We start from the raw sequence: 26,214 nt of genomic DNA on the forward strand, positions 1-26,214 counted from the left end.
GATGATTATATTGACAAAGAAATTTTTTTATGGTTGGATAGTTCTGTTTCTGTGCTTTTTAGCTCTAATAATTTCATTGGGGATACGCTTGTCATTTGGCGCTTTTTTAACCTCCTGGGAACTGGAGTATAATGTCAGCAGGGGCACTCTTTCATTAATTTCTGCCATAGGGCTGTTGGTTTATGGTCTTTTCCAACCTATCTTCGGGCGTTTAACCGATGATTGGGGGGCCAGGCCGGTATTAACGCTAAGCCTGGCTATTATTGGTCTTAGTCTAATAATAATACAGTGGTTAAATAATATATGGGTTCTTGCTTTAATCTATGGAATTATGATATCTATTGGTTATGCCGGTGCATCCAATGTTATTGCCTCCGCGATTGTCATACATTGGTTTCAGAAGAGACAGGGTTTTGCTTTGGGTTTTGTTACCTCGGGAATGGCGGTAGGGCAAATGATTATTGTTCCGCTATCCATTTATATGGTAGACAACTGGCAGTGGCAAGTAACGTTTCTTACTTTTGGCGCGGCTGTTTTATTTGTAATCACCCCCCTGACTTTTCTTTTTATCAGGTCCAAGCCTGAAGATATAGGCCTGCGGCCCTATGGGTCGGATGCTCAACAGGAGGGTATTGTAAATCAAAACAAGTGTTGCAACCAAGAAGAAGAAACAGTCCGTCCGATAAATGATCAGGAGAATGCTTTCAATCTGTTTAAAAAGCCTATTTTTTGGGCGCTGCTGGTGCCTCATTTCTTTTGTGGATTCACGGATTTGGGAGTGGTTAATACTCATTTGATTCCCTATTTGGAAGGTAATAATTTTAACGGTAACGTTATTGCGTTCAGTATTAGTTTACTGGCAATTTTTAATATTATAGGTACAATTGCCGCCGGTCATGCATCGGATTATTTTAGTCGGACCAGGCTTTTAGCCGCTCTTTACACCTGCAGGGTCTTTTCTTTATTGATTTTATTATTTCTTCCGGCGAACAATATACACCAGCTTATCCTTTTTGTTTGTTTATTCGGCATCACCGATATGGCACCCGTCGCTATAATGAGTTCATTGTGTGCTAAATTGTTCGGTAAATTCTCCATTGGTGTCGTTATTGGTATAATATCCGCCAGTCATCAGTTTGGGGCGGCTGTGGGGTCATACTTGCCGGGAGTATTATATGATCTTACCGGTGGTTATGATATTGCAATAATATTTTCTATTGCTGCGCTAATTGCTATTGCAGGTTCAATATTAACTATTGAGGATAAGCGATATAGTAAGGATTATACCGCGAATATTAAGAATATTAATTAATAAGATAAGAGGTTGTTGATCTAATGCAAATAAGGGAAGCCGTAGGCGTAAAAAGAGGTGATGTGGTTGTAGTAGTTGGGGGGGGCGGTAAAACAACTATTATTGAGAAAATGGCCGAAGAGTTATTGGCTGCCGGTGGTAAGGTTATTATTACAACCACTACAAAGATTTTTGCTCCCACCAATGGAGGGCCGCATTTGCTGGTGCTGACAGATAAGGATGAGGTATTTATAGACACCATAGAGCGTTCTTTTAATGAATATGGTTTAATCTATGTCGGTAAAGACATTAATCGGGAAAATAAGTTATTGGGCATTTCCGCGCCGGAAGTTAGGGCATTGCATGGATTAAGTGCTCCGGACTATCTGCTGATTGAAGGTGATGGATCCAAGGGGCGACCCTTTAAAGCACCTCGTGTTAATGAACCGGTTGTGCCCGAAATCGCTACAGTAGTTATTGTTGTTGTGGGAGTAGACTGTATTGGTAAAGCACTTGTAGAAAAGTATTTTTATGCCATTGATCAAATTAAGTCTTTAACGGGTCTTGAATATGGGGAAGTTGTAAATGAAGAAACTATTGTAGATATAATGTTACATCCCCTGGGTTATAAAAAGAGTGTCCCCATAAATGCCAGGTGGATACCGTTTATTAATAAGGTGGAAAGTCAAACGGATGAGATCAAAGCAAAAAAAACCGCTAAGCTTTTAATAAGCAGGGGGGTGAAGAAAGTGGTTATCGGTGCTGCTAAAGCCAACTCATCTATATGCTGTATTAAATAAAAATCATTGTATTGGAGAATGAAATGCAGTGAACTCGTTCAGCTAAAGCTGAACAGCGGGGCTTTAGAACCGGAGATGGGATTCTGCTTAAAAGTAGGAACTCCCACTATAGAAGTGGGAGTCTTGGGATTTGATAAGGCAGGCAGCGAGCGGGTGAATCAAAGTGCGGCCGGAGCGTTTATGCCGCTAAGCTAAATTTTACACTGTTTTGGATTTTTTATAGATTTCTACAACCTTGGTTAAATGTTTTTCAATAATTTTACCCGCCGCCCGGGCGTTTTTATTTTCAAATGCTTTTAATAGTTGTTTATAATCCCCGATAAAATTAATAGGCTCATTTTTCATAATGATATTTCTAACTCTTTTTACGTAGTCTTCCATATTGGCCAGGGCTTTGTTGATCCATTTATTTTGGGTTTTCGAAACAATTAGATAATGGAAGTTGTTGTGCGCAACATCATATTCATTGAAGGCCTCATCTTCCAAGGCAAGCTCCATTAATTGGATTTGCTTTTCCAAATATTTTAATTCGTCTTCAGTGAAACTATACGTTGCTGTTTCGACAGCAAATTTTTCAATTATTTCACGGAATTCATAGAGCTTGACAACATCCTCAATGGATATATCAGTTACTATGGCTCCTTTAAACGGCCTGATTTGAACAAATCCTTCGTTTTCCAACTGAATTAGCGCTTCTCTGATTGGCGTTTTACTCATGCCGATTTCTTCGGAGAGAGATGTTTCTCTAAGTTCATCGCCTGGCTTGTAAAATGCGTTAATTATACCTTCTTTAATGATTTCGTAAGCTTGTTCTTTTAAGAGCCTTACCTGTGCTTTGCGCCTGGGTTTGTTATTTTCCATATGTTTACTCCTACCCGATAATTCTAATAATGGTGTTGATTGGTTTAATGAGAAAATTCAAATAACGTGTAACGTCAAAGATAAAACAGTGCCTTATGGTTAATGCATTATAAATGAGGTCAGTAAAAGCAACAAAAACCATAATACAATATGTTATATATAATATAATAAAAAATGGAACTTGGCAATTATTTTTTATAATTTAAAACGATATCCACCTGATTTTCCATATTATTGAGCTTTACAGATAGATTATAATACACATATGAATACGGTATTAAATGTATATAAACGGGAATCGGGAAAACGTGTGCTTATAGTGACCGCTGTTCAGGCAGAGATGGAAGCGGTGTTATGTGGGTTGCGCCGGGATGGGAATAGCGATAAAGGGTTTGACGTGCTGGCGGCGGGTGTCGGTTCGGTAGCGGTTGCCGTCAGCACGGCGAAGATGCTGGTTAACACCCAATACGGCCTTGTTGTGAGCGCCGGTATTGGCGGTGGATTTCCCGGCAGGGCTGAAGTGGGTTCGCTCGTGCTGGCCGATAAGATTGTCGCCGCGGACCTGGGTGTGGAAACTTCCGAGGGTTTTAGCTGTTTGGATGAATTAGGTCTTGGCGCCACTTGCATTCAGGTTAATCCCGGCCTGGTGCAAGATATGGCGGAGGCGCTGCTGGCGGCGGGGCTGCCGGTCCAAATCGGCCCGGTGCTTACTGTATCGACAGTGACGGGTACGCTTGATAGTGCCGCTGAATTGGCTAAGCGGGTGCCGGGGGCCACCGCCGAGGCGATGGAGGGTTATGGTGTGGCTGTTGCCGCTCATGAACAGGGTGTGCCGGTTCTTGAACTTCGCGCTATATCAAATCTGGTGGGTCCACGGGACCGTGCTGCCTGGCGTATCAAAGAGGCGCTGGGTGTCCTGGAGGATGCCGGCCTGGTATTGAAGGGGATGTTGCTATGAAAATTGCTTTTTCTCCCTGTCCCAACGATACGTTTATATTTCACGCTTGGGTACATGGTCTGATACCTGGCGCACCCAAGCTTGATGTCACTTACGCGGATATTGACATCACCAACAGCCTGGCGGCTGACTGCAATGGACCGGAGGTGCTGAAAGTATCTTACGCGGCACTGCCATGGGTATTGTCCGAGTATGCGCTGCTGCCATGCGGGGGTGCGCTGGGCAGGGGATGCGGGCCGCTGGTGCTTGTGTCCGGTAGGGCGGTCGCTGCCGGCAAACCGGCTGTATTGGCCGGTAAGCGGGTGGCGGTGCCCGGTGAGCGATCAACCGCTTACCTGCTGTTTCGGCTATGGGCGGACCAAAATGTGCCGGGAGGCGTGGGCGATATTGTAATCTTACCGTTTTATGAAATAATGCCGGCTGTACGCGGCGGTCTGGTTGATGCGGGGCTGGTAATTCACGAGGCGCGCTTTACTTATCCTTACTACGGGTTAACTATGCTGGCGGACCTGGGCAGTTGGTGGGAATCCGATACTAGCTTGCCTATTCCGTTGGGCGCGATTATTGCCCGGCGTTCATTGGATCTTACGGCGGTCGCCGAGTGGATTAGGGCATCGGTCCGGTATGCCCGGGTACATCCGGAGACGTCGCAAGAGTATGTGCTGAGCCATGCCCAAGAATTATCGCCGGATGTAGCTAAAGCACATATTAACCTTTACGTGAATGAGTTCACCGAAAATCTGGGCGATACGGGGTATAATGCGGTAAATACCCTGCTTGGCCGGGCCGCGCGGGCAGGGTTGGTTCCAGGGATTGATTCAGCGGCATTAACTTAGCATGAAGGTCGGGTAGTTTAGACTCCGAAAGTGAAGCTTTATAAAGGTTGCGCTATTTAGAACATCACGGTAAATTTATAATTTAGTTTGCTATTTTTGCAAAACCATGATATTATTACAAACGTGTTAAAAAGTTGAGAACGTAAACCGCTTTTGAGACCTCTTAATGCTTGGTCAAGGTTTTAAGTTTTAAGCTTTTTGATCTATTCTACAGTAAAGGAGGTTTCAGAAATGGAAGGCAAAGTAAAATGGTTTAATTCCGATAAAGGGTTCGGTTTTATTGAGACAAGTGAAGGAAACGATGTATTCGTTCATTTTTCCGCAATTCAAGGTGAAGGCTTTAAAACCCTGGATGAAGGCCAGAGTGTAACTTTTGACATAGTAGAAGGCAATCGCGGTCCCCAAGCCGCAAATGTTCAAAAGTTTTAAACGGGCCGTATAGGGTAATAAAATATGTATTGCAAGAAGGGTTGCTTTCTAAATGGAAAGCCCCTTTTTTATTTATAATCAGTTTAGCATAAGCGCAAAATCATATTTTGATAGCTGACAAAAAAAGATTCTGCAAGCATTGGCTTGTAGAATCTGGAGAAAATGAGCATTAGATGGTTAATCAGCTGCTTGCAGTACGGCATCGCAATGTTGTTGTACATAGGATTTTGATATGCCGGAACCGTGAGGCTGACTGTTGAACAAATACATGTCAAAGTGTCCGGTTACATTGTTATCGGTTATATTTTCGATATCTGTATGAGGCATGCCGGACAGGGAGGCGGCAATAGCTTTTCCGCCTGCTTGCACACATACGGGTCTGGGAGTCCAGGTCCAGTCGGAGAAAAGGCTTAACATGATATCGGTGTCTTCTTTGGTTAAAGGCTCCACATCGCAGTGGTCTGAGCCGCCCAGAACAGCAAAACGCATGGTTTTGCCGGTTCGAGTATCGGTAGCGGTAAACTTCAGGCCCGGTTTTAATATGTTTATTCCTTCTTTATACCAATCAATCAGCCGGCCATGCCTGGATGAATTGCTTTCTCCCAGTGCTTCCGCATTCTTAGGGCGTTCGACAGAACCTCTGGAAACGCTGCTGCCGTTTAAGGACAATGTTTGCCCGGCATAAATCAAATCACCTTGGATATTATTCAGCCTGCGGATACCCTCGGCGGTAGTGCCAAACCTCTGGGCTATGCCGCCGAGTGTGTCTCCCGGCTGTACAATGTAAGCGCCGGGAGGAGTACGGCTATCTTTTTGATTTGCTGTCAGTGCTTGAGCCGCTGTTGTTTTTGATGTGTTGTCCAGCTTCAGAACTTGTCCGACGGTCAGGCGATCGTCTTTTAAATTATTGATTTCCATTATCTTATCGATGTTGATACCATAGCTTTGGGAAATTTTCCATAGCGAGTCTCCCTCCGCCACTTTATAGTCGGCGGCGCAAGCCGGGTTGGCATTGAGCAAGAGCAATAGCAGTAAGCCCGGCAGAAACATTCTGATTTTAATCATTAAATGTATCTCCTTTTTTGCAGCATTACTTTAGTAAAACATTCAATATTCGGCATTATTATCCCTGCCATTGTAGTGAAAAAATTAACTATGTTTACTTCTGTCCTCTGTATTTGGAAATTTAAAAAAATTTTTTATTGTGGGAGGAAATTTATTGTCAAAGCAGAATATATTTTCATTAATATCCGGAGAAACATTTGCATTTCTCGGATGCACTAGAGTGGTATGGTAAAATGGTATTAATTAACGGTAGCGACACCGGGTATGGTGTGTAATAATAGCTGTTTTAAAGCTGTTTTTAAAAGGGTAGGACAGTAGTACGGTAGGTAAAGTAGATGCAGGTTTCAGGCGCTTCCCGGACAGCCTCGCTGGTTTTAATGTGGGGTATGTCGCTGTTGGGATGATGCGGCCCGCTCTTCTTTTAACTCCTACGGGGGTTTTTTTTATTGCCAGAGAGAAAAAGGAGGTCAAAGGAATTGAGTAAGTATGGCAGTAAGGTGATATGGAGGTTGAAGCAAAAGTTGCCGGCTATATTAACGCTGGGTATGATGGTGCTTTTAGCCGGTTGTGGGTCGTCGGCCGCACCCGAAAAAGGCACGGGGCAGGTTGTTGAACTTAAACTGGCGCATTTCTTTCCCAGCACTCATCCGGCAGAGACAGATTTAATCCAGCCCTGGGCCCAAGCGATTGAAGAGGCTACCAATGGCCAGGTGAAGATAACCAGCTATCCCGGCGAAACGCTGCTTAAAGCGGATCAGGTGTACGACGGGGTGGTCAGCGGTGTTGCCGATATGGGCATGTCTTGTTTCTCCTACACCCGGGGACGTTTTCCGGTCATGGAGACTTTTGAGCTTCCCGGCGTTACCTATAATAATTCCAAGGTGGCCAGCAAGGTGGCCTGGGAGGGAATTAAAAAAATAAATCCGGAAGAAATTCAGGATACCAAAATGATGATGGCGCTTACCACCGGCCCCGGAGATTTGTTCACCAAGGTTCCGGTACGCCGTCTGGAGGACTTGCAAGGCCTGGAAATAAGGGCTACGGGTCTGAGCGCTCAAACACTTCAGGATCTGGGGGCCAATCCGGTGGCGATGCCCCAGTCCGATGCTTATGAAGCTTTATCCAAGGGAGTTGTTAAGGGCAATCTGTCTCCGGTTGAAGTATTAAAGGGTTGGAAGCATGCTGAGGTGACTAAATATTTAACCAAGACGCCTTTCCTTTACAATACCTTGTTTTTTATAACCATGAATCTGGATAAGTGGAATTCATTGTCTCCGGAAAACCAGGCGGCCATTGAAAAAGTAAATGAAAAATATTTTACGGAAGTGGCTATGGGCCTGTGGGATAAGCAAAACGAGGCCGCTATGAAGTGGGCTGTTGAAGAACAGGGCGTCCAGGAGATAAAACTGACTGAAGAGGAAACCGATCGCTGGATAAAGCTTGTGCGGCCCATTCAGGATGAATTTGTAGCCGATATGGATGCCAAGGGGCTCGCGGGCCGGCAAATTATGGATACCGTTTTGGAGCTGGCTGACAAATACAATAAGGAATACCAATAATACCTGGGGGTGATGGGAAGTGGTTAGAATTACCGGTATGGTGACGGGCTTGAGCCGCGTTATTGATAAAATAGCCGGGTTGTGCATGGTGTCCGCCATGCTGCTGGCGGTTGCCAATATATTTTTGAGAGCTTTATTCAGCCGTCCCATTTTGGGGGTTTACGAATATGTTGTTTTTTTAACGGTGGTGACGATAGGCTTGTCCCTGGCTTACTGTGCGGTGCAGGACGGCCATATTGCCGTGAGCTTTGTGTTTGACCGGCTGCCTTTAAAATTGCAAGGGCCGGTTGATTTAATAATTAACACTGCGGCCTGCTTATTTTGGAGTCTTTGTGCCTGGCAGGTCGGTGTCTACGCCGGCAGTACGGCGGCCAGCGGTATAGTGTCACCTACTTCTCAATTACCTTTATATCCTTTTATTTACCTGGTTGCCTTTGGGCTGGCGGTGCTTGCCCTGGTATTGCTGGTTAGGACAGTAGAGGCCGCGCAAAGGTTGTGGCAGCCATCTATAACAACCCTGTCATCGCCTCAAACTAAGGCGATGAAATCTATGCAAAAGGCGGCGGCATTAAATAAATGAGCGCATTGATAGTTGGAATAATCAGTATTATAGCTTTCTTTATCCTATTGGTTTTGCGGATGCCCATTGCTTTTGCCATGGCTCTGGTGGGCCTTGTCGGATTCGGTTGTTTGACTTCACCGTCTGCCGCCTTTAGTATGGTGGCCAAGGAAATTTACGCCACATTTGCTTCCTATTCGCTGGGTGTTATCGCCATGTTTGTTTGGATGGGCTTTCTGGCCTTTTATTCAGGTATTGGTAGCAGGATGTACGTATTTGCGTATAAGCTGATCGGCCACTATCCGGGTGGGCTGGCTATAGCCACTCAGGCGGCATGCGGCGTGTTCGGGGCTATTTGTGGTTCCAATACGGCCACAGCGGCTACTATTGGCGCCATTGCATTGCCGGAGATGAAAAAGTATCAATATGACGATTCACTGGCCACGGCCAGCGTGGCCGCGGGCGGTGTGCTGGGTGTGCTGATTCCGCCCAGCGTGATATTTATTATTTACGGTATGGCAACGGAACAGTCGGTAGGCAGTTTATTTGTAGCGGGTATACTGCCCGGTATACTTCTTATGCTGCTGTATATGGCCACCATCGCGGTGATTACTTTTCGCAGGCCCGGCCTGGGTCCCGCCGGGCCAAAAGCAACCTGGCGGGAAAGATCCGTAGCGCTCCGCGGTGGGCTGGGGGAAGTTCTGGTTATATTCTCCATATCCATGGGCGGGCTTTTTATCGGCTGGTTTACTCCCACGGAAGCGGGCGCTGTAGGTGCCGCGGGTGTTTTGGGGGTAGCCCTTTTTAAGAGAAGCCTCAGTTGGGAGGGTTTTAACAAATCCCTTTTAGACGCCACGCGCACTACGGCCATGATTATGCTGCTTATCGCCGGGGCTATGATTTTCGGGCGTCTGATGGCCGTAAGCAGGCTGCCGTTTGAAATGGCCCAAATGGCCGGTGCCTTGCCCCTGCCTCCTTTTGCAGTGATGGCCATAATATTATTTATCTACCTGGTGCTGGGCTGTTTTATCGATGCGCTGGCCCTGGTGCTGCTAACCATACCTATATTTTATCCCATTGCAGTGAATACTCTCGGTTACGATCCTATCTGGTTCGGCGTAATTATTGTAATGACCGTGGCCATGGGGGTAATTACGCCTCCGGTGGGTATGAATGTATACATTATCAAGGGAGTTGCGCCGGATATACCCCTGGAAGTGATTTATAAGGGTGTATGGCCTTTTTTGGGGGCGATTATAGTTTGTTTGGCCCTGCTGGTTGCCTTTCCGCAGCTGGCCACCTTTTTGCCCGGATTAATAGCTTAGATCTTAGCATTGACATTGCAGTGGAAAGTATAGCTTATTGAACTTTGAGATGGGTTCGCCCCGCTCCCCAAATTACTTGCGCCGCAGCATTAAACATGATTGTTGCACAGGCAAGTTGAATTTTATGGTTTGTTTGTATGCGCTGCTTGATGCTATCGTACTATTGTTAACCCTCTTGCATATAATAATCTTTCGGGGAGTAACTGCCTTATGGGCGGCTGCTCCCTGCTTTTGGTTTTAAGCAACAGCTTTAATCATGCTTTAGCAGCGCTTAAACCGCTTAGATATCCTGTGGAGAAGGCGATTTGTAAATTATAACCTCCGGTTAAGGCATCAACATCAATTACCTCTCCGGCAAAATACAGTCCGTTAATAATTTTAGACTCCAGGGTTGACGGGTTGATTTCCTTAATATTAATACCGCCGCTGGTAACAATGGCTTCATCCAGCGGGCGGGTGCCCGTGACTGTTAGAGTAACATTTTTTAAAGTATGCGCCAGCTGCTCCCGCTCTTTTTTGTTGATTCGGTTTACTTGCTTGTGCATATCTACGCCGGACAATTGTAATACAATGTCAATCATTCTTTGGGGCAGTAAGTCATCAAGGGCGTTTTTTAAGTGTTTGCCGCTATATTTATTAAAATCTCTCTGTAAGCGGGCATTCAGCTGCTCGTTGGTCAATGCCGGCTTAAGGTCAAGGGTTAAAAGCACCGGATTATTGGTTTCTGTATGAATATAGTGTTTTATAAGGCTGCTGATGCTTAGAATAATTGGCCCGGATACGCCAAAGTGGGTAAAAATCATTTCTCCAAATTGTTCCGCACGGACTTTGTTATTAATAACAGCTTTTGCGGACACGTTTTTTAACGTTAGACCCTGCAGGTCTTTGACCCATTTTTCTCCGGTTGCCAAGGGAACTAAAGCCGGCTTGGGATCTATGACGGAATGGCCCAGCCGCTGTGCCATTTTGTAGCCGTCTCCGGTGGAGCCCGTTTGTTTGTAAGACATGCCCCCCGTGGCAATAATGACTTTGGGCGCGGATATTTTTTTATCGTTGTTTATAAATACACCCGCTGCCCGGTGATTGTCTATGAGTATTCCTTTGACTTCAGTATGTAATTTTACATGAACACTGTTTATCTGCAGGTGCTTTTGGAGTGCTTTGATAACATCGCTGGACTTATCCGAGGCGGGGAAAACCCGGTTGCCGCGTTCCACTTTGGTTTGGACACCCAAAGATGCCAGCAGTGCCGTAAGATGGTGATTATCAAAGGATCTTAAGGCGCTGTACAGAAATTTGGGATTAGAGATGATATTTTGAAAAAAATCATCCGCGTCTCCGTTATTAGTGACATTGCACCTGCCTTTTCCGGTAATAAACAGTTTCTTGCCCAGTTTGTCGTTCTTTTCAAGCAGGACGACTTTTAACCCTTTGGCCGCCGCAGTGGATGCGCCGAGCATACCTGCCGGACCGCCGCCAACGACTATTAAATCGTAATCGTAATCCATTTGTTTGCCCCCGGATAGAGTATAGTAAGTAATATTATAAAGACAAACAGTCCAATAAACAAATTCTTAAAACGCAAATATTTCCAAGGTATTGCTTATTTATGATATGATAGTAACTGTGGTTTGGGTATGCTATAGATGATAGATCAAGTAAAGGGGAAAAATTATGATGGTATTTCATGACTTTGGTTTAACCGAGCCTTTAATTAAGGCCCTTAATAATATGGGGTTTGAGGAGGCGACGCCTATACAGGAGCGCGCCATTCCCGTAGGCTTGCAAGGGCGGGACCTCATCGGTCAGGCACATACGGGCACCGGTAAAACAGCGGCTTTTGGTATACCTCTGATGGAAATTTTACAGGTTGGGCGAGGATATATACAAGGTATTGTTTTAGCCCCCACCCGTGAATTAGCCGTCCAGGTAGCTGAGGAATTAAATAAACTCGGACAATATAAGGGCATCAATACATTGCCTATATACGGGGGCCAGGATATTAACCGCCAGATCAGAGCGCTTAAAAAAAGACCTCACATTATTGTGGGCACGCCCGGGCGTTTAATGGATCACATGAGGCGCAAAACAATCCGTCTGAATCAAGTCGGTATAGTGGTTTTGGATGAAGCGGACGAAATGCTGAATATGGGATTTGTTGAGGACATTGAAAATATACTTAAAGATATTCCGGAGGAAAGACAGACGATGCTTTTTTCCGCAACGATGCCGGCCCCTATCCGGGCTCTGGCCGGCCGCTTCATGAACAACCCGGAGGTTATCAGGGTTGAATCCCGGCAGGTAACGGTGCCGAACATTGAGCAAGGTTACATCGAAGTGCACGAAAAACAAAAATTTGATGTGCTGTGCCGCTTGCTGGATACCCAGTCGCCGGACAGGGCTATTATTTTTGGCCGGACTAAACGCCGGGTAGACGAGCTGTTTGAAGCATTGAACAAACGTGGCTATTCGGCTGAAGGGATTCACGGGGATTTATCCCAGGCCAGGCGGGACCAGGTGATGAGACAGTTTAAGGAAGGCGCGATCGAAATGCTGGTGGCTACTGATGTGGCCGCCAGGGGGCTGGACATTACCGGGGTAACCCATATATATAATTTTGACATTCCCCAGGACCCGGAGGGTTATGTCCATCGTGTCGGCCGTACCGGGCGGGCCGGTAAAACGGGTGTGGCCATTACTTTGGTGACGCCCAGGGAAATACATCACTTGAGGGTAATTGAAAATATGACCAGGGGTAAAATAGCCCGCCGCCCCGTGCCGACGCTAAAAGACGCTATTGAGGGGCAGCAGCGCATGGCAGTGGAAAGATTGCTTGCGGCTGTAGAAAAAGAAAACATAGAGAATTACCGGGTGCTGGCCGAAGGGCTATTGGAAGAAACCGATTCGGTTACGTTGCTGTCGGCGGCCTTAAAGGTGCTTACCAAGGAGCCTGATCAGACCCCTGTTGCGTTGACTGAAGAAATGCCGCTCAGGATTAAAAAGAATAAAAATATACGTACCGGTCAAAGGAGCTATTACGGCGGATCGGGTAAGAAGGGCGCCGCCGGGGGCGGTGGGGGCTTTAGAGGGAAAAAGCGGTCAAGCAGCCGGTCCTATTAAATGCATATTAAATGCAGAAAAAAGGGGAGTGTCGCAAAACTACTTTCTTGGAGTAGTGAGCGACGCTCCCTTTTCTAAATGCAGCTAATTATTCCGATAACAATCCGGTATTTTTATAAAAAGCTGCCGCACTATGACTCTTCAGCCCGTTGTGCAACAACCTATTTTGGGGTGGTTGCAGTGCCGGAGCCAATCTGCAGTTTTACTGTGGTCGACGCTTTTGCAGCTGCGACAATTTTTGTGGGACTGTCCCAGTCAGCGATGGCACCAAACGACTGAAATACGGTTCGAATCAAAGCAGGGCCGTTTTCGTTTGTTGTTGAGGCATTCGGATATGCTTGGCTTGTGTGTAAACATCGTTTACTATGATGAATTATGTTGACAAGTGTTAAGCGTATTGTTATTATTCAAATATGATAACTATTCAGTTAACTTAAACAGAAAGGGTGTGGTGACTTGACTTTATATGGTTTTCCCAACTCGTACAATTTTGATGATTTTTTAAAAAGAAGGGATAGCTATGATTATTATCGGGACGATGTTTTTCTGCAGAGGTTAGTGCGGAAATATGTTGGTGACGAATGGGGTGAACTGCACCGGGAGTTGCTGGTCTTTTCTTCCAAAGTATCATTCACTTGGAGAAACATGGCCGACTACATGGCAAGACCCGAAGTTCATCCTAAAATGCTGCACTATGACGCTCATAATCACCGTATTGACCGCATAATACGTCCTATGGAGACTTCGGTACTAGAAAAAGAAATCTTTTCTGAAGGACTATTCTCTGTCGGAACAACTCCTTGGGAAAGTTTTATTAAGCGCTTTTTGCTTCATCAAAACGGCGAATTCGGTATTATGTGTCCTTTGGCTTGCACTGAAGGTCTAATTGCTTTAATCGAGCATTATCCTGACCACGGTATTCCCGAACTTGGTAAAATCCTTCAGCATTGCAAAGAGGGAATTGACGGTGAATTTGCTATTGGGGCTCAGTTTATGTCCGAGATACAGGGTGGTTCGGATATTCCCGCGAACCTGCTGGCGGCGGTACCTGATGGAGATAACTACAAGCTTTATGGGAATAAGTTCTTCTGTTCGGCTATGCATGCGGATTATGCCGTAGTGACAGCCAAAGTAACCGGCAATGAAAAGGTCGGGACATTTATAGTGCCCGCCTGGCTGCCCGGGGATAAAGAAAAAGAACATCGGAATGACTATACAATTAATAGAATTAAGTGGAAAATGGGTACCTGTGAATTACCTACAGCCGAAGTTGACTACAACGGAGCAGTTGCTTATCCTATTGGCCCAATCGATAAGGGAGTGGCTAATGCCGTAGGTATTGTACTTACCTTGTCACGTATAGCTGTGGGGATCTCCAGCGGTGCGGCTATGCTTCGCGCTGCAAGGGAAGCTAAAATGTATAGTGAATTCCGTGATGTATTTGGCAGTAAAATTAATAAATTCCCGCTGGCGGCACGTCAGATCAGAGACATGATGAATACTTCGCAGAGGACAATTGCTGGTGCGTTTAAGCTATACGACATGTACATTAAGCTAGGACGCAAACTTGTCCCCGGACTGAAGACCAATGAGCCATTGAATGTCCTAAAACAGCGTTTTATTCTTCGGGAACTTATTTTAATGCAAAAAATAACTGCATCCTGCGAGGCTGTTGATGTACTACGTAAAGCAATGAGCGTTTTTGGCGGTCACGGAGTAATGGAGGAATTCTCCTCACTGCCCCGGCTATTTAGAGACGCTATAGTAAACGAATTATGGGAAGGCCCAAGAAATGTATTGCTTACCCAAATATATCGCGATCTTCAGAGGGCTTCAGCATGGTTTGACCCTAAAGCATTTGTTGTTGAAGCCTTAATGGAAGCCCCGAAAGATACAGTTAATGAGCTGTCTGAACAACTGCAACGTTTAATGAACGCTCCGGTACTCTCTGGCTCTGATGCCGATTCTTTGGAAGCCGCGGGAGAATGGGAAGCTTTCTGTGATGATTTTTTTGGGACATACCAGCAACAAGCACTAGCAGAAGTTATTGAGTAGAAATTAATTAAGTTGGGGGAGGGCAGTTATGATAAATATTGGTAGATTGATGAGTAATCGTGCCTATCTTTCACCTGGTCTTGAAGCATTTGTGGGGGAAAATTATCGGTTTACCTACGACCAGACCAATAAACGTGTAAACCAATTAGCCGTTTACTTGAAAGAACAAAAAATTTCCCGTGGTGAACGTATAGCTGTTTTGTGTAAAAACAATCATTACTTTGCTGCAGCTTTGTTTGCAGCAGCTAAAATTGGCGCAATTGTGATCCCGCTTAATTGGCGCTTACAGGCTCAGGAGTTAACCTATATTATAAACGATTGCGGTGCTTTCTTGATTTTATACGATGATGAGTTTAGCCCAATGATAGAAAAATTACGCTCAACCACACCAATACGTCTGTTTTTAAGAGCGGGAGGGGCGGGACCGGACCCTGAGTTTGAGGAAGTTCTATCCGGGCAATCCACCTATGAACCTGATGAGGTAATGAGCAAGGGTGAAGATACGGCAGTAATTATGTACACTTCCGGTACTACAGGTAAACCTAAAGGCGCCATGTTAACCCACAATAATCTTTTCTCAGCTTCAGTGGCCCTTTCCCATACGATTGACTGGCGCTATCGCGACCGTTTCCTTGCGGTGGCGCCATTCTTCCATATTGGTGGTCTTGCCCCGCTGATAACTAACGTTCACAAAGGCTGTACAATAGTTTTTATGCCTAACTTTGACCCCATGTCCGCCTGGACGATTATTGAAAACGAGAAAATTAATAATTTGATGTCTGTCCCCTTGATGTTGCTTGCCATGCTTAAAGTTCCGGGTGTGGAAAAATTAAATTTGAAAGCTTTGCGAACTATAATATGCGGAGGGGCGCCGGTACCGGACAGCTTAATAAGAGCCTACCTGGGAATAGGCATAAAAGTTGAACAGGTATACGGAATAACCGAATACTCCGGTGCGGTTGCCTTCTGGACTCACGAAATGCCACTGGAGAAAAGCGTTTCTATGGGCAAGCCTGTCTTTTGCGGCGACATCAAGATTATCAGCCCTGAAACTGATCGGGAGCTGTCCCCCGGTGAGGTTGGAGAGATACTTTGCGGTGGACCCCAGGTTTTTAAAGGCTATTGGAATAATCCTGAAGCTACAGAAAAGGCATTGGTCGGTGAGTGGTACCATTCAGGGGATCTTGGCAAAAAGGATGAAGATGGGTTTGTTTATGTGATTGACCGGTTAAAGGATATGATAATTAGCGGTGGTGAAAACATATATTCCGCTGAATTAGAGACAGTAATTAGCACCCATCCGGCAGTTGCTGAAGTGGCGGTTGTGGGTGTCCCCGATAGTAGGTGGGGCGAGATTCCCAGAGCGTATATTGTTAAGAAACCGGATACAGATGTAACTGTGCAGGATATAGTAACTATTTGTAAACAAAACCTTGCCGGTTATAAATGTGTCAAAGAGGTAAGATTTGTTGATACTCTTCCGAGAAATGCAGTAGGCAAAATACTAAAAAATGTCCTTAAACAGCAGTTTAGTTGATTTCAAGTTTATAATTAATCTATTATACTGAAAAACCCGGAAAGAGAAGTTGAATTGCAGGGGAATGGCTGTGGGCCTTGAAACCGGGCGGAACAATACCTGCGGGCTTTGTTCTCTGTCATAAATATGCTAAAATATAAACGCGGTTAACAAATTAGATTAGGAATAAATATGAATAATAATTGGAAAAGAAATACGGTAATCTTTCTGGCCGGCCAGAGCCTGTCGCTTTTCGGCACGTCCCTTGTACAGTACGCGATCCTGTGGTACATCACCTTAAATACGCAGTCGGGCGTGATGATGACTATATATATTATTTGCGGGTTTTTACCCACCTTTTTTCTTTCTCCCTTTGCCGGGGTCTGGGCTGATCGTTATAATCGGAAGCTGATTATTATGCTGTCCGATTCTATAATTGCGTTATCAACCCTGTTTTTGGCCGTACTGTTTCTCATGGGTTACAACGCGCTGTGGCTGCTCTTTTTGATGGGCGCAGTCCGTGCCACCGGCTCCGGTGTGCAAACGCCGGCGGTGGGAGCTTTTCTGCCGCAGATTGTGCCCCAGAAGCAGCTTACCAGGGTAAACGGGATTATGGGGAGCATCCAGGCCGCGGTTGCGCTGGTATCACCCATGGTCAGTGGCGCGCTGCTTACCGTGGCCAGTATTGAAGCCATATTTTTTATCGATGTTGTCACAGCGGCTATCGCTGTATTGGCGTTGCTGCTGTTCCTCCAGGTGCCCGTTCATGCCAAGGCGTTGGAAAAGCAACCCCTCGGTTATTTCAGCGATATGCGCGAAGGCATTATCTACATTAAAAATAATGCTTACATTAAGCAGTTCTTTATTTTTTGCACTTTTTTCTTTTTCCTGATTGCGCCGGCGGCATTTTTAACGCCGCTCCAGGTGGCGCGCAGTTTCGGCAGCGATGTCTGGCGGCTTACGGCAATTGAAATAACCTTTTCCATCGGCATGATCGCGGGCGGTTTAATCATGACCGCCTGGGGCGGCTTTAAAAACCGGGTGCATACCATGACCCTGTCAATACTGGTCAGCGGCGCCGGCACCGTCGCCCTGGGGCTGGTACCAGTCTTTTGGATCTACCTGGCTATCATGGGTGCGATTGGCGTGACCATGCCGCTTTTCAATACGCCCTCCATGGTTTTAATTCAGGAGAAGGTGGAGGAGAGTTATATGGGCCGGATATTCGGCGTGTTCAGCATGATCGCCAGTTCCATGATGCCCTTGGGTATGCTGGTGTTCGGGCCGGTGGCCGATTCCATAAAAATAGAATGGCTGCTCGTAGGGACCGGGGCGTTGCTTTTTATCCAGGGTTTTTTCCTGCTGGGCAGCAGGACGATGCTGGAAGCCGGTCAGCCGGTTGAAAAACCGGACCGGTAAACCAGGAGTAACGGAGATTAAAGCCGCTGTTCTAACGTGCCGGATATAAAGAATGAGATTGCTTACGTTCCGAACAAAACCCGGTAAAAGAAGCTGATCTTTTGACGGGTTTGAAAATTTATAACTTGGTAGCGCCATTTTTAAATATTTCCGCTGTTACTGAAGCCAATTTTAGCATATGCTTCCCTATTTCCTCTTCGTTCCGTCCCGGATATTTTCTAAAGGTGATTAGTATTCCGTTTAAGGCCGCAAAAAAAGCATGTGACACAAGACGTACATTTTGTTTAAGGCCTATCCTGATAAAGATATTATCAAAAATATTAAGTAAGTAACGTTCTATTGTGTTAAACTTTTCCAGTGATTTTTCACTTATCCCTCCGTCTATCATAAAGTGCGTCATCATCTGGAAAAACGAATCATGGTCTGCTAGATATGCCACGAAATCGCAGGCCATTTTTTCAATGGAGGCATTTTTATTCTCCTCAAATAGCTTTGCCAAGTTTTCTCCGATAACCTTGGCTTCACGGTATAATGCTTCAAGAAATAATTCATCACGATCTGAGAAGTAACGATAGATGGAAGCCGGTGATATTCCCGCCTCAGCGGCGATATCACGTATGCTCACCTGATTGAATGGCTTACGGGCAAAAAGGTTGATGGATGCATTAATGATAAGATCTTTTCTAATTTCCCGCTCATTTTCTTTTAGCTTAACTAAAGTAGATTTATGTTCCATTTATAGTATCCCTCGTGATAAAATTATAATTATCTATATTATTCTAAATAATATTCTATATAACCTGCAATAACAATTAAAAAGAGCAGCCTTCTTATCTTACCAAGCGCGGGGAAAAGTTGAACATAATTGGTTGGGGATATTACGAATCCATGTGCAATAGTAATTATCCGGCTTTGGGCCGCTATGTAGACAAACAGAAGATGAAGGGCATTTTATGCGTCATAAAAGCTTTTTTTGTAAGTATTCCTGCAAAAGTTGACTATTGCAAAATGTTCTTGACTTTGCTATAATGCATATAAGCACCATCCATACAGTAATCAGGTCGTACGGTATGCAAGAAGCGTCGGATTTATGGTTCGGGTTTGTTGCGCAAGTAAGCCAATTTATGGGTAGTGTTTTTGTGTTTGTTTAAGTTGTTGTTGGTGATGTAGGTTAACTAAATTGGTATTTCTGTAATTTCGGTCGGATCAAATTTGGTTGGGTAATACTGTTAAGACGATTGATCAAGTGAACGGTACGAATATTTTTGCTCCTTGGTGTTTGCAGTATAGTGTATAAATGTAATACAACGTAAAAACATTGTTTATGGAGAACTGCTTTGCATGTTTTGTATCAAAAAACTGTAAGGATGGTTGCTTATGAGAGAAGGTCCGACGCCTTCTCTCATTTATTTGCGGGTGGTTGCCAGACCTGCCAGTATTTAATTGGCGGTTGGGCGGCTATTATAAGTAAAAGGTCTTGCGGTTAAACTAAAAGATATGTATAATAAATATTGCGCGGTTGTTAGCGCTATAATTATATACAATGTGTAATGTAGACCAAGGAGAGATGGCTGAGTTGGTCGAAGGCGCGCGACTGGAAATCGCGTAGGCGGTCTGAATCCGTCTCGAGGGTTCGAATCCCTCTCTCTCCGCCATATGATATTTAGGAATGAGGACGGACTTAACCGATATATTACGGGTCCGTCTTCATTCCTAAACAGCCAGATTTTACTTTTGGCCGTGCTAGATGGGGAGGTAGCGGTGCCCTGTACCCGTAATCCGCTGTAGCGGGGTTGAATTCCTGTCCGAGGATTTGGCTTGTGAGGTCCGGCTTTTGTAAGGGGTGCTGACGATTGGGTCTTGCGCGACGGAGACTTTTGAACCGTGTCAGATCCTGACGGAAGCAGCACTAAGGAAGTTTATCCGGGTGCCGCGAGGGTGCCTGATCCGAGCTACCTGCAAAAGTAACGCTTGGAAGTCAGTATTCGACGACAGGTGCACGGCCATTAAATTTATTATATTTACGATAAGACCGGCTTAGGGCCGGTTTTCTTCTTTATAAAACCGATTTAAGATCTATGGCAGGCGATGGTTCCAGCGGAAGGGAAAAAGCGCCGCGGCAGCGAAATTAATTTAGTGGTTAATCTATGCGAGGGGTGTGGATGGTGAGTTATCTGGCTTTATACCGGCAGTGGCGGCCGCAGCAGTTAAGTGATCTGGTGGGACAAAAGCATGTGACTGAGACACTGCGCAATGCATTGATGGCGGACAAAGTGAGCCACGCTTATTTATTCTGCGGGCCTCGGGGCACAGGTAAAACCAGCACGGCCAAGGTGCTGGCCCGGGCTATTAATTGCCCGGAGCGGCAGGGGGGTGAACCGTGCAACCGGTGCCGGAATTGTCGGGAAATATTATCCGGTGCTACCATGGATGTAATTGAAATTGACGCTGCTTCCAACCGGGGTATTGATGAAATACGCGAGTTGAAGGAGAATATAAAATATTTTCCTTCGCTGGGAGGTAAACGGATATACATAGTGGATGAAGTGCATATGCTCACCAACGAGGCCTTCAATGCTTTGCTGAAAACATTGGAAGAGCCGCCCGGGCATGTGGTGTTCGTGCTGGCCACCACGGAGCCGCATAAGGTGCCCCTGACCATACTATCCCGTTGTCAGCGCTTTGATTTCCGTCCCCTACCTAACGAATTAATCGCCAAACGTTTGGAAGAAGTAGCGGCTAAGAGTAATTTTAACGTGGACGGGGATGCGATGCGGGCTATTACCCGGGCCGCCGGAGGCAGTATGCGGGATGCCTTGAGTGTGTTGGACCAGGCGCTTTTGTTAAGCGGGGAAGCCGCCGTAACTGCCGATACGGTGTACAGTATTTTAGGTACGGTGTCTGAAGATGTGCTGCTTGATTTAGTCACCGGATTGGCGGGAAAAAAAGCGGCTGACGTATTAAAGCAAATGGCCGTTATTGTTGCCGAGGGTAAAGATTTGCAACAGCTGGTCAGGGAATTAACGGAATATCTGCGCCGGTTACTGGTGGTTTGTCTGGTTCCCGAAGGCACGGGGGAAACCGGGTTTGGTACGCCCCCGGCGGAATTGTTGCAGTTGTTTACGCGCAATCAGCTGATCAGGGCTATAGATCGCCTGGTGGAGGCCGAGCAGACCATGCGCCGCAGCGCGCATCCGAGGGTAGTGCTGGAGTTGGCGTTGGTGCGGATTATGGATGACGATGATATGCCGCCGATAGATGAACTGTTGTACAGGATTGAGCGGCTTGAACAGGCGCTGGCCGGTGGGGAACAGTCAGAACAGCGCGGGCAAAGGCTGCCGGGTGTTAATAACGCGTCCGTGAAGGATGTTCCGGTGCTGCAAGGCAGCCGTCAACCAGCGCTTAAGTCTCCGGCGGTGGAGGTAAACACCCAGGCCGGTTTCCTGATTGATGGCAAGCAGCCTAAATCGGGTAATACTATAGCTAATCAAGTTATTGTGCCGGTGCCTGGCGTTGCTGACAATAATACGGCTGCCGGGCCGTTGTCGCCGGTTGCCCCCAATAGTGAAGATGATTCCCGGTCCTCGTTCGGGCTGGAGAAGTCACCTGCCGACACTCCCGACCCGGTGGCGGCTGCTGAAAAAACCGGTGCAGCGGCGCTTCAAACGGTTCAGCAAGCTGCGCCAAAGTCCGGTAGTGCCGCGACGTCTCCCGACCGGCAAGCTGCGCACAATGTTCAAGATGACCCCCGCTATAGTATTGGACAACTTAAGAAGTGGTGGCCGGAAATAATGGCCATGGTTAAAAAAGCTAATCCGATTGCCTATACCTGCTTGTGCCAGGCCTGGCCCGCGGAAATAAAAGAACATTGTTTGGTGTTGGGTGTGCCCCGGGGAGATATTTTTATCAAGGATATGGCGGGGGATCCCGAGATCAAGCAATTGTTGACTAAAACGCTGGATTCAGTTACCCGCTTGACTTGGCAGATACGCTGCGATTTTTACGATGCTCCGCCGCCGGGCTGGCTAAAGAAATCGGAACAATTGGATGCTGAGGAAGCGATAAGTCTGTTTCAGGGTGCGGTGGTGCCCCTGGAAAAGGATTTGGATAATAAATAAGGAGGTACTAAAAATGGGTGGGAATATGGCTAAAATGATGAAGCAAGTGCAAAAAATGCAGGCCGATATGGCTAAAATGCAGGAAGAACTGGGCAATCGGACGGTGGAAAGCACCGCCGGCGGCGGTGTGGTGCGGGTGGTGGCCAATGGCCGCCAGGAAATCGTAGCTGTGGAAATTAAGCCCGAGGCGGTGGACCCGGAGGACGTGGAAATGCTTCAGGACCTGGTTCTGACTGCGGTCAACGAAGCATTAAAACAGGCCCAGGATATGATGGCCAAGGAAATGGGTAAATTAACCGGCGGGTTAAATATACCCGGCTTATTCTAACGGTAAAAGGAGCCCTGTATAGTGAAGCAAATGCAATACGCCGGCGCGGTATCACGCTTGATCGGCGAATTGGCCGGATTACCCGGGATTGGCTCCAAAACGGCGCAACGTTTGGCTTTTTTTTTGTTGAGCGCTCCCCCGGAGGTGGCCGGCAGCCTGGCGGAGGCTATCAGGGAGGCCAGGGATAAGGTGCGGCAGTGTTCGGTTTGCGGTAATCTGACCGATGTAGACCCTTGCCCGGTATGTACTAACGAGACGCGCAACAACGGAGTAATCTGTGTGGTGCAGGATCCCAGGGATGTTGCGGCCATAGAAAAATACCGGGGTTTTAAAGGTGTCTATCATGTGTTGCATGGCGCTCTTTCACCCCTGGCGGGTGTGGGGCCTCAGGAATTGAATATTAAAAGCCTGCTGGCCCGTCTGGCAGGCGGCGCGGTGCGGGAAGTGATTTTAGCCACCAACCCGGATGTGGAGGGGGATGCCACCGCGCTCTATTTAGCTCGGCTGATTAAACCCCTTGGTGTAAAGGTGACCAGAATAGCCCATGGTTTGCCGGTGGGCGCTCACCTGGAATACGCCGATGAAGTAACCCTGGGCAGGGCTATTGAGGGCCGCCGGGAAATAGAGTGAACCCGTTCAGTTAAAGCTGAACATCGGGGCTTCAGATTGGGGATTCTACCCTGCCTGAAGTAAAGATAGGAACTCCCACCATAGAAATGGGAGTCCTGGAATTTGATAAACAGTAATTTTTTCCATTAATACCCCATATTATTTTATAAGCGGATTCTTGCTTCGGGTACGAGAACTACATCACTTTAGGACGAAGCGGGAATAATGGAGCCGGTTGGTATCGGATAGGCTTGATTGGGGGTACGGTTAATGGAATGGAATTTGCTTGTTATAGGATCGATGGCGCTGCTGGGCCTGTATATTATGACTACTGCCATGTACAGGCCGCTGCGCTGGCTTTTAAAGTCGGCTTGGTGTTTGGTTGTTGGTACGGTGCTCTTAATATTGCTAAATTGGGGCTTGGAATTTTTGGATATGCATGTGTCTTACAATCCCTTTACTGTGCTGGTGGCCGGTATATTACAGCTGCCCGGTCTGGTTATGTTGGTTTTAATGAACCACTGGTTTGTATGAAAAATACGGTATGCAGTGTAAAGATTCTGTAATATAGCTAATTTCTTGACGGGTTAATGTTGTTGCAATATACTTAAACAGTGTTGATGACAAAATAATTCATAAAAAGTTTCTAGATTATTAAAACTATAACACAAGATTTTAGAATTATTAAATTTATCGCGGGGGTGAAGATTATTGGCCCGCGGGTAGTAGAAGCTTACGTTGGAGAATATGCCAGCGGTAAAAGCGAAGTAGCCGTTAACAGGGCGGTTGATTTGGCCGCTTGTGGCCGGGGGGTTACCCTGGTGGATTTGGATATTGTGGAGCCGTGTTACACGCTGCGCCCCATAAAAAAAGAGTTGCAGCGCAAAGGGATTACCGTGCTGGCCTGGGAGACCAGGGATACCATGGGGTTGGGTGAAACAGGCAATGTGCTCCGGGCGGAAAACCGTTGGGCATTGCGCCGATCCGGCGATATTGTGTTGGATATCGGTTATGGAGTGGAAGGTGCTAAAACTCTAAACCTGCTGGAAGGAGCAGGTGCGGATCCCGACCTGAAGATTTATGCTGTTATAAATATTGCCAGGCCAATGACGGGCAGCGTGACGGATATAGTGGATTATGTCCGCGAGCTGGGTAGTGTACACGGTTTGATCAATAACAGCCACCTGGGAGACGAAACTGATGTGGAGATTGTTCAGCAAGGGGCCCGGATAGTGGATGAAGCGGCCGGGCAATTGCAATTGCCCGTGGTTGTTACTACAGCGGTCCCGGGAATTGCGGCATTAATCGGGCCGGTGGATATGGCCGGGCACCCGGTTAGGAAATTGGAAAGGTATATGCCGCACACGTTTTGGTAAATAAGTTTCACATGGAGTCAAGATTTTAGGAGGTGTACAAGTCAATGCCAGAAAAACCGATTCAAGGTGAAAAAAGGGTGTTCATGACCGGTAATGAAGTAGTGGCTTGGGCCGCCGCAGCGGCTGAGGCCGATATCATGTACGGTTACCCCATAACGCCCCAGAATGAGATTATGCATTACTGGACCAGGATGTTGCCCAAGTACGGCCGCAGGTTTTTGCAGACCGAGGATGAGCTGTCGGCGGGATTCACTACTGCGGGCGGCGTACTGGCCGGCAGAAGGGCCTTTACCGCCACCGCCGGTCCGGGTAATACATTAATGCAGGAACCCCTGAGCATGGCCGAGGCCATGCGGCTGCCGGTGGTAGTGATTGTGCAGCAGCGCGGCGGTCCTTCCACCGCTACGGTGATTTATTCACAGCAGGAAGTCACCTTGACCACGCTGGGCGGCAACGGCGAAGGATTAAGGGTGGTTTACTCTACCGCTACCCACCAGGAGCTTTTTGATTACACAATCAAGTCCTTTAATACCGCGTGGAAATACCGTTTCCCCACCTTTGTACTGGGTGATGGTTACCAGGCCAAGATGAGAGAGTCGCTAACCATGTATGACCCTGCGTCACGGGGCATTACCATGGTGCCCACCGAGCCTTATGTGGGCATGGCCGGGATGCCGGGAGTGGATAGGGAACCGACTCATTTAAGAAATACTTACAATGTGGAAGAAGAGCTGTTCGAGGTGCTGGAAAATTACCTGGCCGATTATGCCAAAGCGGCGCCCGAGATTGCTGAATACGATGCCTTTGATACCGATGATGCCGAGTTGGTGGTAATTTCCCACGGCGTGGTTTCCCGTGCCTGTAAGGCGGCGGTCAAGGAACTGCGGGAAGAAGGCTACAAGGTAGGCTATTTCCGTCCCATTACTCTGCGCCCGCTGCCGGCGGACCAGCTGCGGGATGTGGCCGGCAAGGCTAAACAGCTGCTGGTGGTGGAATCCGCCAATGGGCAGTTGGACAGATTGATTAAAGAAGTTATTTATGGAAACACAACAGAAATGCTATCCTTGTTTAAGCCGGGTGTGGGTATTACCACCGAGGAAGTGGTAGCCCGTGTGAAAGAAATAAAAGGCTAATGCTATGATATTATATATAATTAAGATTGCGCTTTATGAAGCGTGGGATCATACTAATTATGATTATTTGTTGAGAGAATTGAAAGGGGGCTTTTGTAATGTCAGTACAGCCTGCCATGCCCAAATGCTGGCGTGTGGAATCCAAACCCCATAAATTCTGTCCGGGTTGTGGCCACGGACTGGTGCTTAAAGCACTGGGACAGGCCATTGATGAGCTGGGCATTCAAGATAAGGTTGTTTTTGGCTGTGACATTGGCTGTTCGCTGTTGTCCTGGGACTTTTTCAATGTAGATACTGTACAAACTCACCACGGCCGCACAACACCGGTAATTACCGGTATCAAGCGGGCCAATTCGGAAGTAACCGGGATTGCTTACATGGGTGACGGCGGTGGTTACGCTATTGGCGCGCAGCATCTGGTAAGCGCGGCGACCCGTAACGAGCGGATTACGGCAATTTTGGTCAATAATACTCAGTATGGCATGACCGGCGGCCAGATGGCGCCGACTACCCTTCCTGGTCAGAAGACTGAAACTTCACCTTATGGCCGTGATGTAAACACTGCCGGTTATCCCACTCAGGGGCCGGAAATGGTGGCTGCTATCACTCAGGAAGGTGCCTATGTGGCCAGGGGTACCGTGGCCAATGTAAAGCAATTAAAGGGTTTTATTAAAAAAGCACTGGAAAATCAAATGGCCGGGAACGGGTTTAGTTTCGTGGAGGTATTATCCACCTGCCCCACCAACTGGCGTACCAACGCCGAAGATACCTGGAAATTTGTTGAGCAAGAAATGACCAAATATTTTAAGGTAGGGGAAATTAAAGTACCCGGTCCCCGGGAGAAGGAGGGACAGTAA

General features: G+C 46.8%; 24 protein-coding genes, 1 tRNA gene and 1 other RNA gene. 22 read left to right on the forward strand and 4 right to left on the reverse strand.

Annotation, left to right across the window (positions count from 1 at the left end):
• Positions 1-10: 10 nt before the first annotated feature.
• From ABDB91_RS00270 to ABDB91_RS00280, 3 genes are read left to right on the forward strand one after another with little or no spacing between them, the layout of a single operon-like run.
• Positions 11-1,312 (forward strand): MFS transporter, encoded by a 1,302-nt coding sequence (locus tag ABDB91_RS00270; RefSeq protein WP_347489557.1) that lies wholly within the window; start codon positions 11-13, stop codon positions 1,310-1,312.
• Between the two features lie 23 nt (positions 1,313-1,335).
• Positions 1,336-2,091 (forward strand): selenium cofactor biosynthesis protein YqeC, encoded by a 756-nt coding sequence (yqeC, locus tag ABDB91_RS00275; protein WP_347489558.1) that lies wholly within the window; start codon positions 1,336-1,338, stop codon positions 2,089-2,091.
• 18 nt (positions 2,092-2,109) lie between these two features.
• Entirely contained in the window at positions 2,110-2,286 is a 177-nt protein-coding gene (locus ABDB91_RS00280; protein WP_347489559.1) for a hypothetical protein, read from the forward strand.
• Positions 2,287-2,289: 3 nt separating this feature from the next.
• Here ABDB91_RS00280 and ABDB91_RS00285 read toward each other — a convergent pair whose 3' ends face one another.
• The gene (locus ABDB91_RS00285) at positions 2,290-2,952 is read right to left on the reverse strand and encodes a GntR family transcriptional regulator (RefSeq protein ID WP_347489560.1); all 663 of its coding nucleotides are present in this window, start codon (positions 2,950-2,952) and stop codon (positions 2,290-2,292) included.
• Between the two features lie 265 nt (positions 2,953-3,217).
• Here ABDB91_RS00285 and ABDB91_RS00290 point away from each other — a divergent pair, with 265 nt between their 5' ends.
• The 3 genes from ABDB91_RS00290 to ABDB91_RS00300 all read left to right on the forward strand — a co-directional run bounded on the left by ABDB91_RS00290 (position 3,218) and on the right by ABDB91_RS00300 (position 5,175).
• Positions 3,218-3,910: a futalosine hydrolase gene (locus ABDB91_RS00290; protein ID WP_347489561.1), complete on the forward strand. Its 693-nt coding sequence runs from the start codon at positions 3,218-3,220 to the stop codon at positions 3,908-3,910.
• Complete coding sequence (locus ABDB91_RS00295; RefSeq protein ID WP_347489562.1) at positions 3,907-4,746, forward strand: 1,4-dihydroxy-6-naphthoate synthase; 840 nt, start codon at positions 3,907-3,909, stop codon at positions 4,744-4,746. The genes ABDB91_RS00290 and ABDB91_RS00295 overlap by 4 nt, the downstream gene beginning before the upstream one ends.
• 231 nt (positions 4,747-4,977) lie before the next feature.
• A complete protein-coding gene (locus tag ABDB91_RS00300) occupies positions 4,978-5,175 on the forward strand; it encodes a cold-shock protein (protein ID WP_347489563.1) in 198 nt (65 codons plus the stop codon).
• Between the two features lie 177 nt (positions 5,176-5,352).
• Here the strand turns inward: ABDB91_RS00300 and ABDB91_RS00305 are convergent, their stop codons facing one another.
• On the reverse strand, positions 5,353-6,240 hold the full coding sequence (locus tag ABDB91_RS00305) for a LysM peptidoglycan-binding domain-containing protein (protein WP_347489565.1): 888 nt from the start codon (positions 6,238-6,240) through the stop codon (positions 5,353-5,355).
• Between the two features lie 476 nt (positions 6,241-6,716).
• Here ABDB91_RS00305 and ABDB91_RS00310 point away from each other — a divergent pair, with 476 nt between their 5' ends.
• The 3 genes from ABDB91_RS00310 to ABDB91_RS00320 are packed head-to-tail and all read left to right on the forward strand — an operon-like array spanning position 6,717 to position 9,683.
• Positions 6,717-7,799 (forward strand): TRAP transporter substrate-binding protein, encoded by a 1,083-nt coding sequence (locus ABDB91_RS00310; protein ID WP_347489567.1) that lies wholly within the window; start codon positions 6,717-6,719, stop codon positions 7,797-7,799.
• A gap of 19 nt (positions 7,800-7,818) precedes the next feature.
• The gene (locus ABDB91_RS00315; protein ID WP_347489568.1) at positions 7,819-8,379 is read left to right on the forward strand and encodes a TRAP transporter small permease; all 561 of its coding nucleotides are present in this window, start codon (positions 7,819-7,821) and stop codon (positions 8,377-8,379) included.
• Positions 8,376-9,683, forward strand: coding sequence for a TRAP transporter large permease (locus ABDB91_RS00320; RefSeq protein WP_347489569.1), 1,308 nt, complete (start codon positions 8,376-8,378; stop codon positions 9,681-9,683). Before ABDB91_RS00315 ends, ABDB91_RS00320 begins: the two co-directional genes overlap by 4 nt.
• Before the next feature lie 254 nt (positions 9,684-9,937).
• Here the strand turns inward: ABDB91_RS00320 and ABDB91_RS00325 are convergent, their stop codons facing one another.
• Positions 9,938-11,191: an NAD(P)/FAD-dependent oxidoreductase gene (locus ABDB91_RS00325; protein WP_347489570.1), complete on the reverse strand. Its 1,254-nt coding sequence runs from the start codon at positions 11,189-11,191 to the stop codon at positions 9,938-9,940.
• A 166-nt stretch (positions 11,192-11,357) separates the two neighbouring features.
• Between ABDB91_RS00325 and ABDB91_RS00330 the strand changes: the two genes are divergently transcribed.
• The 4 genes from ABDB91_RS00330 to ABDB91_RS00345 all read left to right on the forward strand — a co-directional run bounded on the left by ABDB91_RS00330 (position 11,358) and on the right by ABDB91_RS00345 (position 17,793).
• Positions 11,358-12,803 (forward strand): DEAD/DEAH box helicase, encoded by a 1,446-nt coding sequence (locus tag ABDB91_RS00330; RefSeq protein ID WP_347489571.1) that lies wholly within the window; start codon positions 11,358-11,360, stop codon positions 12,801-12,803.
• Positions 12,804-13,259: 456 nt separating this feature from the next.
• Positions 13,260-14,858 (forward strand): acyl-CoA dehydrogenase family protein, encoded by a 1,599-nt coding sequence (locus ABDB91_RS00335; RefSeq protein WP_347489572.1) that lies wholly within the window; start codon positions 13,260-13,262, stop codon positions 14,856-14,858.
• A 28-nt stretch (positions 14,859-14,886) separates the two neighbouring features.
• Positions 14,887-16,395 (forward strand): long-chain-fatty-acid--CoA ligase, encoded by a 1,509-nt coding sequence (locus tag ABDB91_RS00340; RefSeq protein ID WP_347489573.1) that lies wholly within the window; start codon positions 14,887-14,889, stop codon positions 16,393-16,395.
• A gap of 171 nt (positions 16,396-16,566) precedes the next feature.
• Positions 16,567-17,793 (forward strand): MFS transporter, encoded by a 1,227-nt coding sequence (locus ABDB91_RS00345; RefSeq protein ID WP_347489574.1) that lies wholly within the window; start codon positions 16,567-16,569, stop codon positions 17,791-17,793.
• Between the two features lie 118 nt (positions 17,794-17,911).
• On the opposite strand, the gene ABDB91_RS00350 is transcribed toward ABDB91_RS00345, so the two are convergent.
• Positions 17,912-18,529 (reverse strand): TetR/AcrR family transcriptional regulator, encoded by a 618-nt coding sequence (locus tag ABDB91_RS00350; RefSeq protein WP_347489576.1) that lies wholly within the window; start codon positions 18,527-18,529, stop codon positions 17,912-17,914.
• Positions 18,530-19,354: 825 nt separating this feature from the next.
• On the opposite strand from ABDB91_RS00350, the gene ABDB91_RS00355 reads away from it, so the two are divergent.
• The 9 genes from ABDB91_RS00355 to ABDB91_RS00395 all read left to right on the forward strand — a co-directional run bounded on the left by ABDB91_RS00355 (position 19,355) and on the right by ABDB91_RS00395 (position 26,214).
• Positions 19,355-19,448 (forward strand) — tRNA-Ser (locus ABDB91_RS00355).
• Positions 19,449-19,531: 83 nt separating this feature from the next.
• Positions 19,532-19,796: signal recognition particle sRNA large type (gene ffs / locus ABDB91_RS00360), an RNA gene on the forward strand.
• A 159-nt stretch (positions 19,797-19,955) separates the two neighbouring features.
• Positions 19,956-21,911 carry a DNA polymerase III subunit gamma/tau gene (gene dnaX, locus ABDB91_RS00365; protein ID WP_347489577.1) on the forward strand — a complete coding sequence of 652 codons (1,956 nt, stop codon included), beginning with the start codon at positions 19,956-19,958 and terminating at the stop codon, positions 21,909-21,911.
• 13 nt (positions 21,912-21,924) lie between these two features.
• Complete coding sequence (locus ABDB91_RS00370) at positions 21,925-22,239, forward strand: YbaB/EbfC family nucleoid-associated protein (RefSeq protein ID WP_347489578.1); 315 nt, start codon at positions 21,925-21,927, stop codon at positions 22,237-22,239.
• Between the two features lie 30 nt (positions 22,240-22,269).
• Complete coding sequence (recR, locus tag ABDB91_RS00375; protein ID WP_347491486.1) at positions 22,270-22,869, forward strand: recombination mediator RecR; 600 nt, start codon at positions 22,270-22,272, stop codon at positions 22,867-22,869.
• 249 nt (positions 22,870-23,118) lie between these two features.
• Positions 23,119-23,382: a pro-sigmaK processing inhibitor BofA family protein gene (locus tag ABDB91_RS00380; protein ID WP_347489579.1), complete on the forward strand. Its 264-nt coding sequence runs from the start codon at positions 23,119-23,121 to the stop codon at positions 23,380-23,382.
• A 167-nt stretch (positions 23,383-23,549) separates the two neighbouring features.
• Positions 23,550-24,224 carry a hypothetical protein gene (locus ABDB91_RS00385; protein WP_347489581.1) on the forward strand — a complete coding sequence of 225 codons (675 nt, stop codon included), beginning with the start codon at positions 23,550-23,552 and terminating at the stop codon, positions 24,222-24,224.
• A gap of 44 nt (positions 24,225-24,268) precedes the next feature.
• On the forward strand, positions 24,269-25,357 hold the full coding sequence (locus ABDB91_RS00390) for a transketolase C-terminal domain-containing protein (protein WP_347489583.1): 1,089 nt from the start codon (positions 24,269-24,271) through the stop codon (positions 25,355-25,357).
• 98 nt (positions 25,358-25,455) lie between these two features.
• Positions 25,456-26,214: a thiamine pyrophosphate-dependent enzyme gene (locus ABDB91_RS00395; RefSeq protein ID WP_347489585.1), complete on the forward strand. Its 759-nt coding sequence runs from the start codon at positions 25,456-25,458 to the stop codon at positions 26,212-26,214.

This window comes from Desulfoscipio sp. XC116 (genome assembly GCF_039851975.1).
Lineage (GTDB): Bacteria > Bacillota > Desulfotomaculia > Desulfotomaculales > Desulfallaceae > Sporotomaculum.

Excerpts from the sequence above, each read along its gene's own strand:
- yqeC (WP_347489558.1), top strand. The coding sequence starts at position 1,336 with ATGCAAATAAGGGAAGCCGTAGGCGTAAAAAGAGGTGATGTGGTTGTA.
- ABDB91_RS00280 (WP_347489559.1), top strand. The coding sequence starts at position 2,110 with ATGAAATGCAGTGAACTCGTTCAGCTAAAGCTGAACAGCGGGGCTTTA.
- ABDB91_RS00285 (WP_347489560.1), bottom strand. The coding sequence starts at position 2,952 with ATGGAAAATAACAAACCCAGGCGCAAAGCACAGGTAAGGCTCTTAAAA.
- ABDB91_RS00290 (WP_347489561.1), top strand. The coding sequence starts at position 3,218 with ATGAATACGGTATTAAATGTATATAAACGGGAATCGGGAAAACGTGTG.
- ABDB91_RS00295 (WP_347489562.1), top strand. The coding sequence starts at position 3,907 with ATGAAAATTGCTTTTTCTCCCTGTCCCAACGATACGTTTATATTTCAC.
- ABDB91_RS00300 (WP_347489563.1), top strand. The coding sequence starts at position 4,978 with ATGGAAGGCAAAGTAAAATGGTTTAATTCCGATAAAGGGTTCGGTTTT.
- ABDB91_RS00305 (WP_347489565.1), bottom strand. The coding sequence starts at position 6,240 with ATGATTAAAATCAGAATGTTTCTGCCGGGCTTACTGCTATTGCTCTTG.
- ABDB91_RS00320 (WP_347489569.1), top strand. The coding sequence starts at position 8,376 with ATGAGCGCATTGATAGTTGGAATAATCAGTATTATAGCTTTCTTTATC.
- ABDB91_RS00325 (WP_347489570.1), bottom strand. The coding sequence starts at position 11,191 with ATGGATTACGATTACGATTTAATAGTCGTTGGCGGCGGTCCGGCAGGT.
- ABDB91_RS00330 (WP_347489571.1), top strand. The coding sequence starts at position 11,358 with ATGATGGTATTTCATGACTTTGGTTTAACCGAGCCTTTAATTAAGGCC.
- ABDB91_RS00340 (WP_347489573.1), top strand. The coding sequence starts at position 14,887 with ATGATAAATATTGGTAGATTGATGAGTAATCGTGCCTATCTTTCACCT.
- ABDB91_RS00345 (WP_347489574.1), top strand. The coding sequence starts at position 16,567 with ATGAATAATAATTGGAAAAGAAATACGGTAATCTTTCTGGCCGGCCAG.
- ABDB91_RS00350 (WP_347489576.1), bottom strand. The coding sequence starts at position 18,529 with ATGGAACATAAATCTACTTTAGTTAAGCTAAAAGAAAATGAGCGGGAA.
- dnaX (WP_347489577.1), top strand. The coding sequence starts at position 19,956 with ATGGTGAGTTATCTGGCTTTATACCGGCAGTGGCGGCCGCAGCAGTTA.
- ABDB91_RS00370 (WP_347489578.1), top strand. The coding sequence starts at position 21,925 with ATGGGTGGGAATATGGCTAAAATGATGAAGCAAGTGCAAAAAATGCAG.
- recR (WP_347491486.1), top strand. The coding sequence starts at position 22,270 with ATGCAATACGCCGGCGCGGTATCACGCTTGATCGGCGAATTGGCCGGA.
- ABDB91_RS00380 (WP_347489579.1), top strand. The coding sequence starts at position 23,119 with ATGGAATGGAATTTGCTTGTTATAGGATCGATGGCGCTGCTGGGCCTG.
- ABDB91_RS00390 (WP_347489583.1), top strand. The coding sequence starts at position 24,269 with ATGCCAGAAAAACCGATTCAAGGTGAAAAAAGGGTGTTCATGACCGGT.
- ABDB91_RS00395 (WP_347489585.1), top strand. The coding sequence starts at position 25,456 with ATGTCAGTACAGCCTGCCATGCCCAAATGCTGGCGTGTGGAATCCAAA.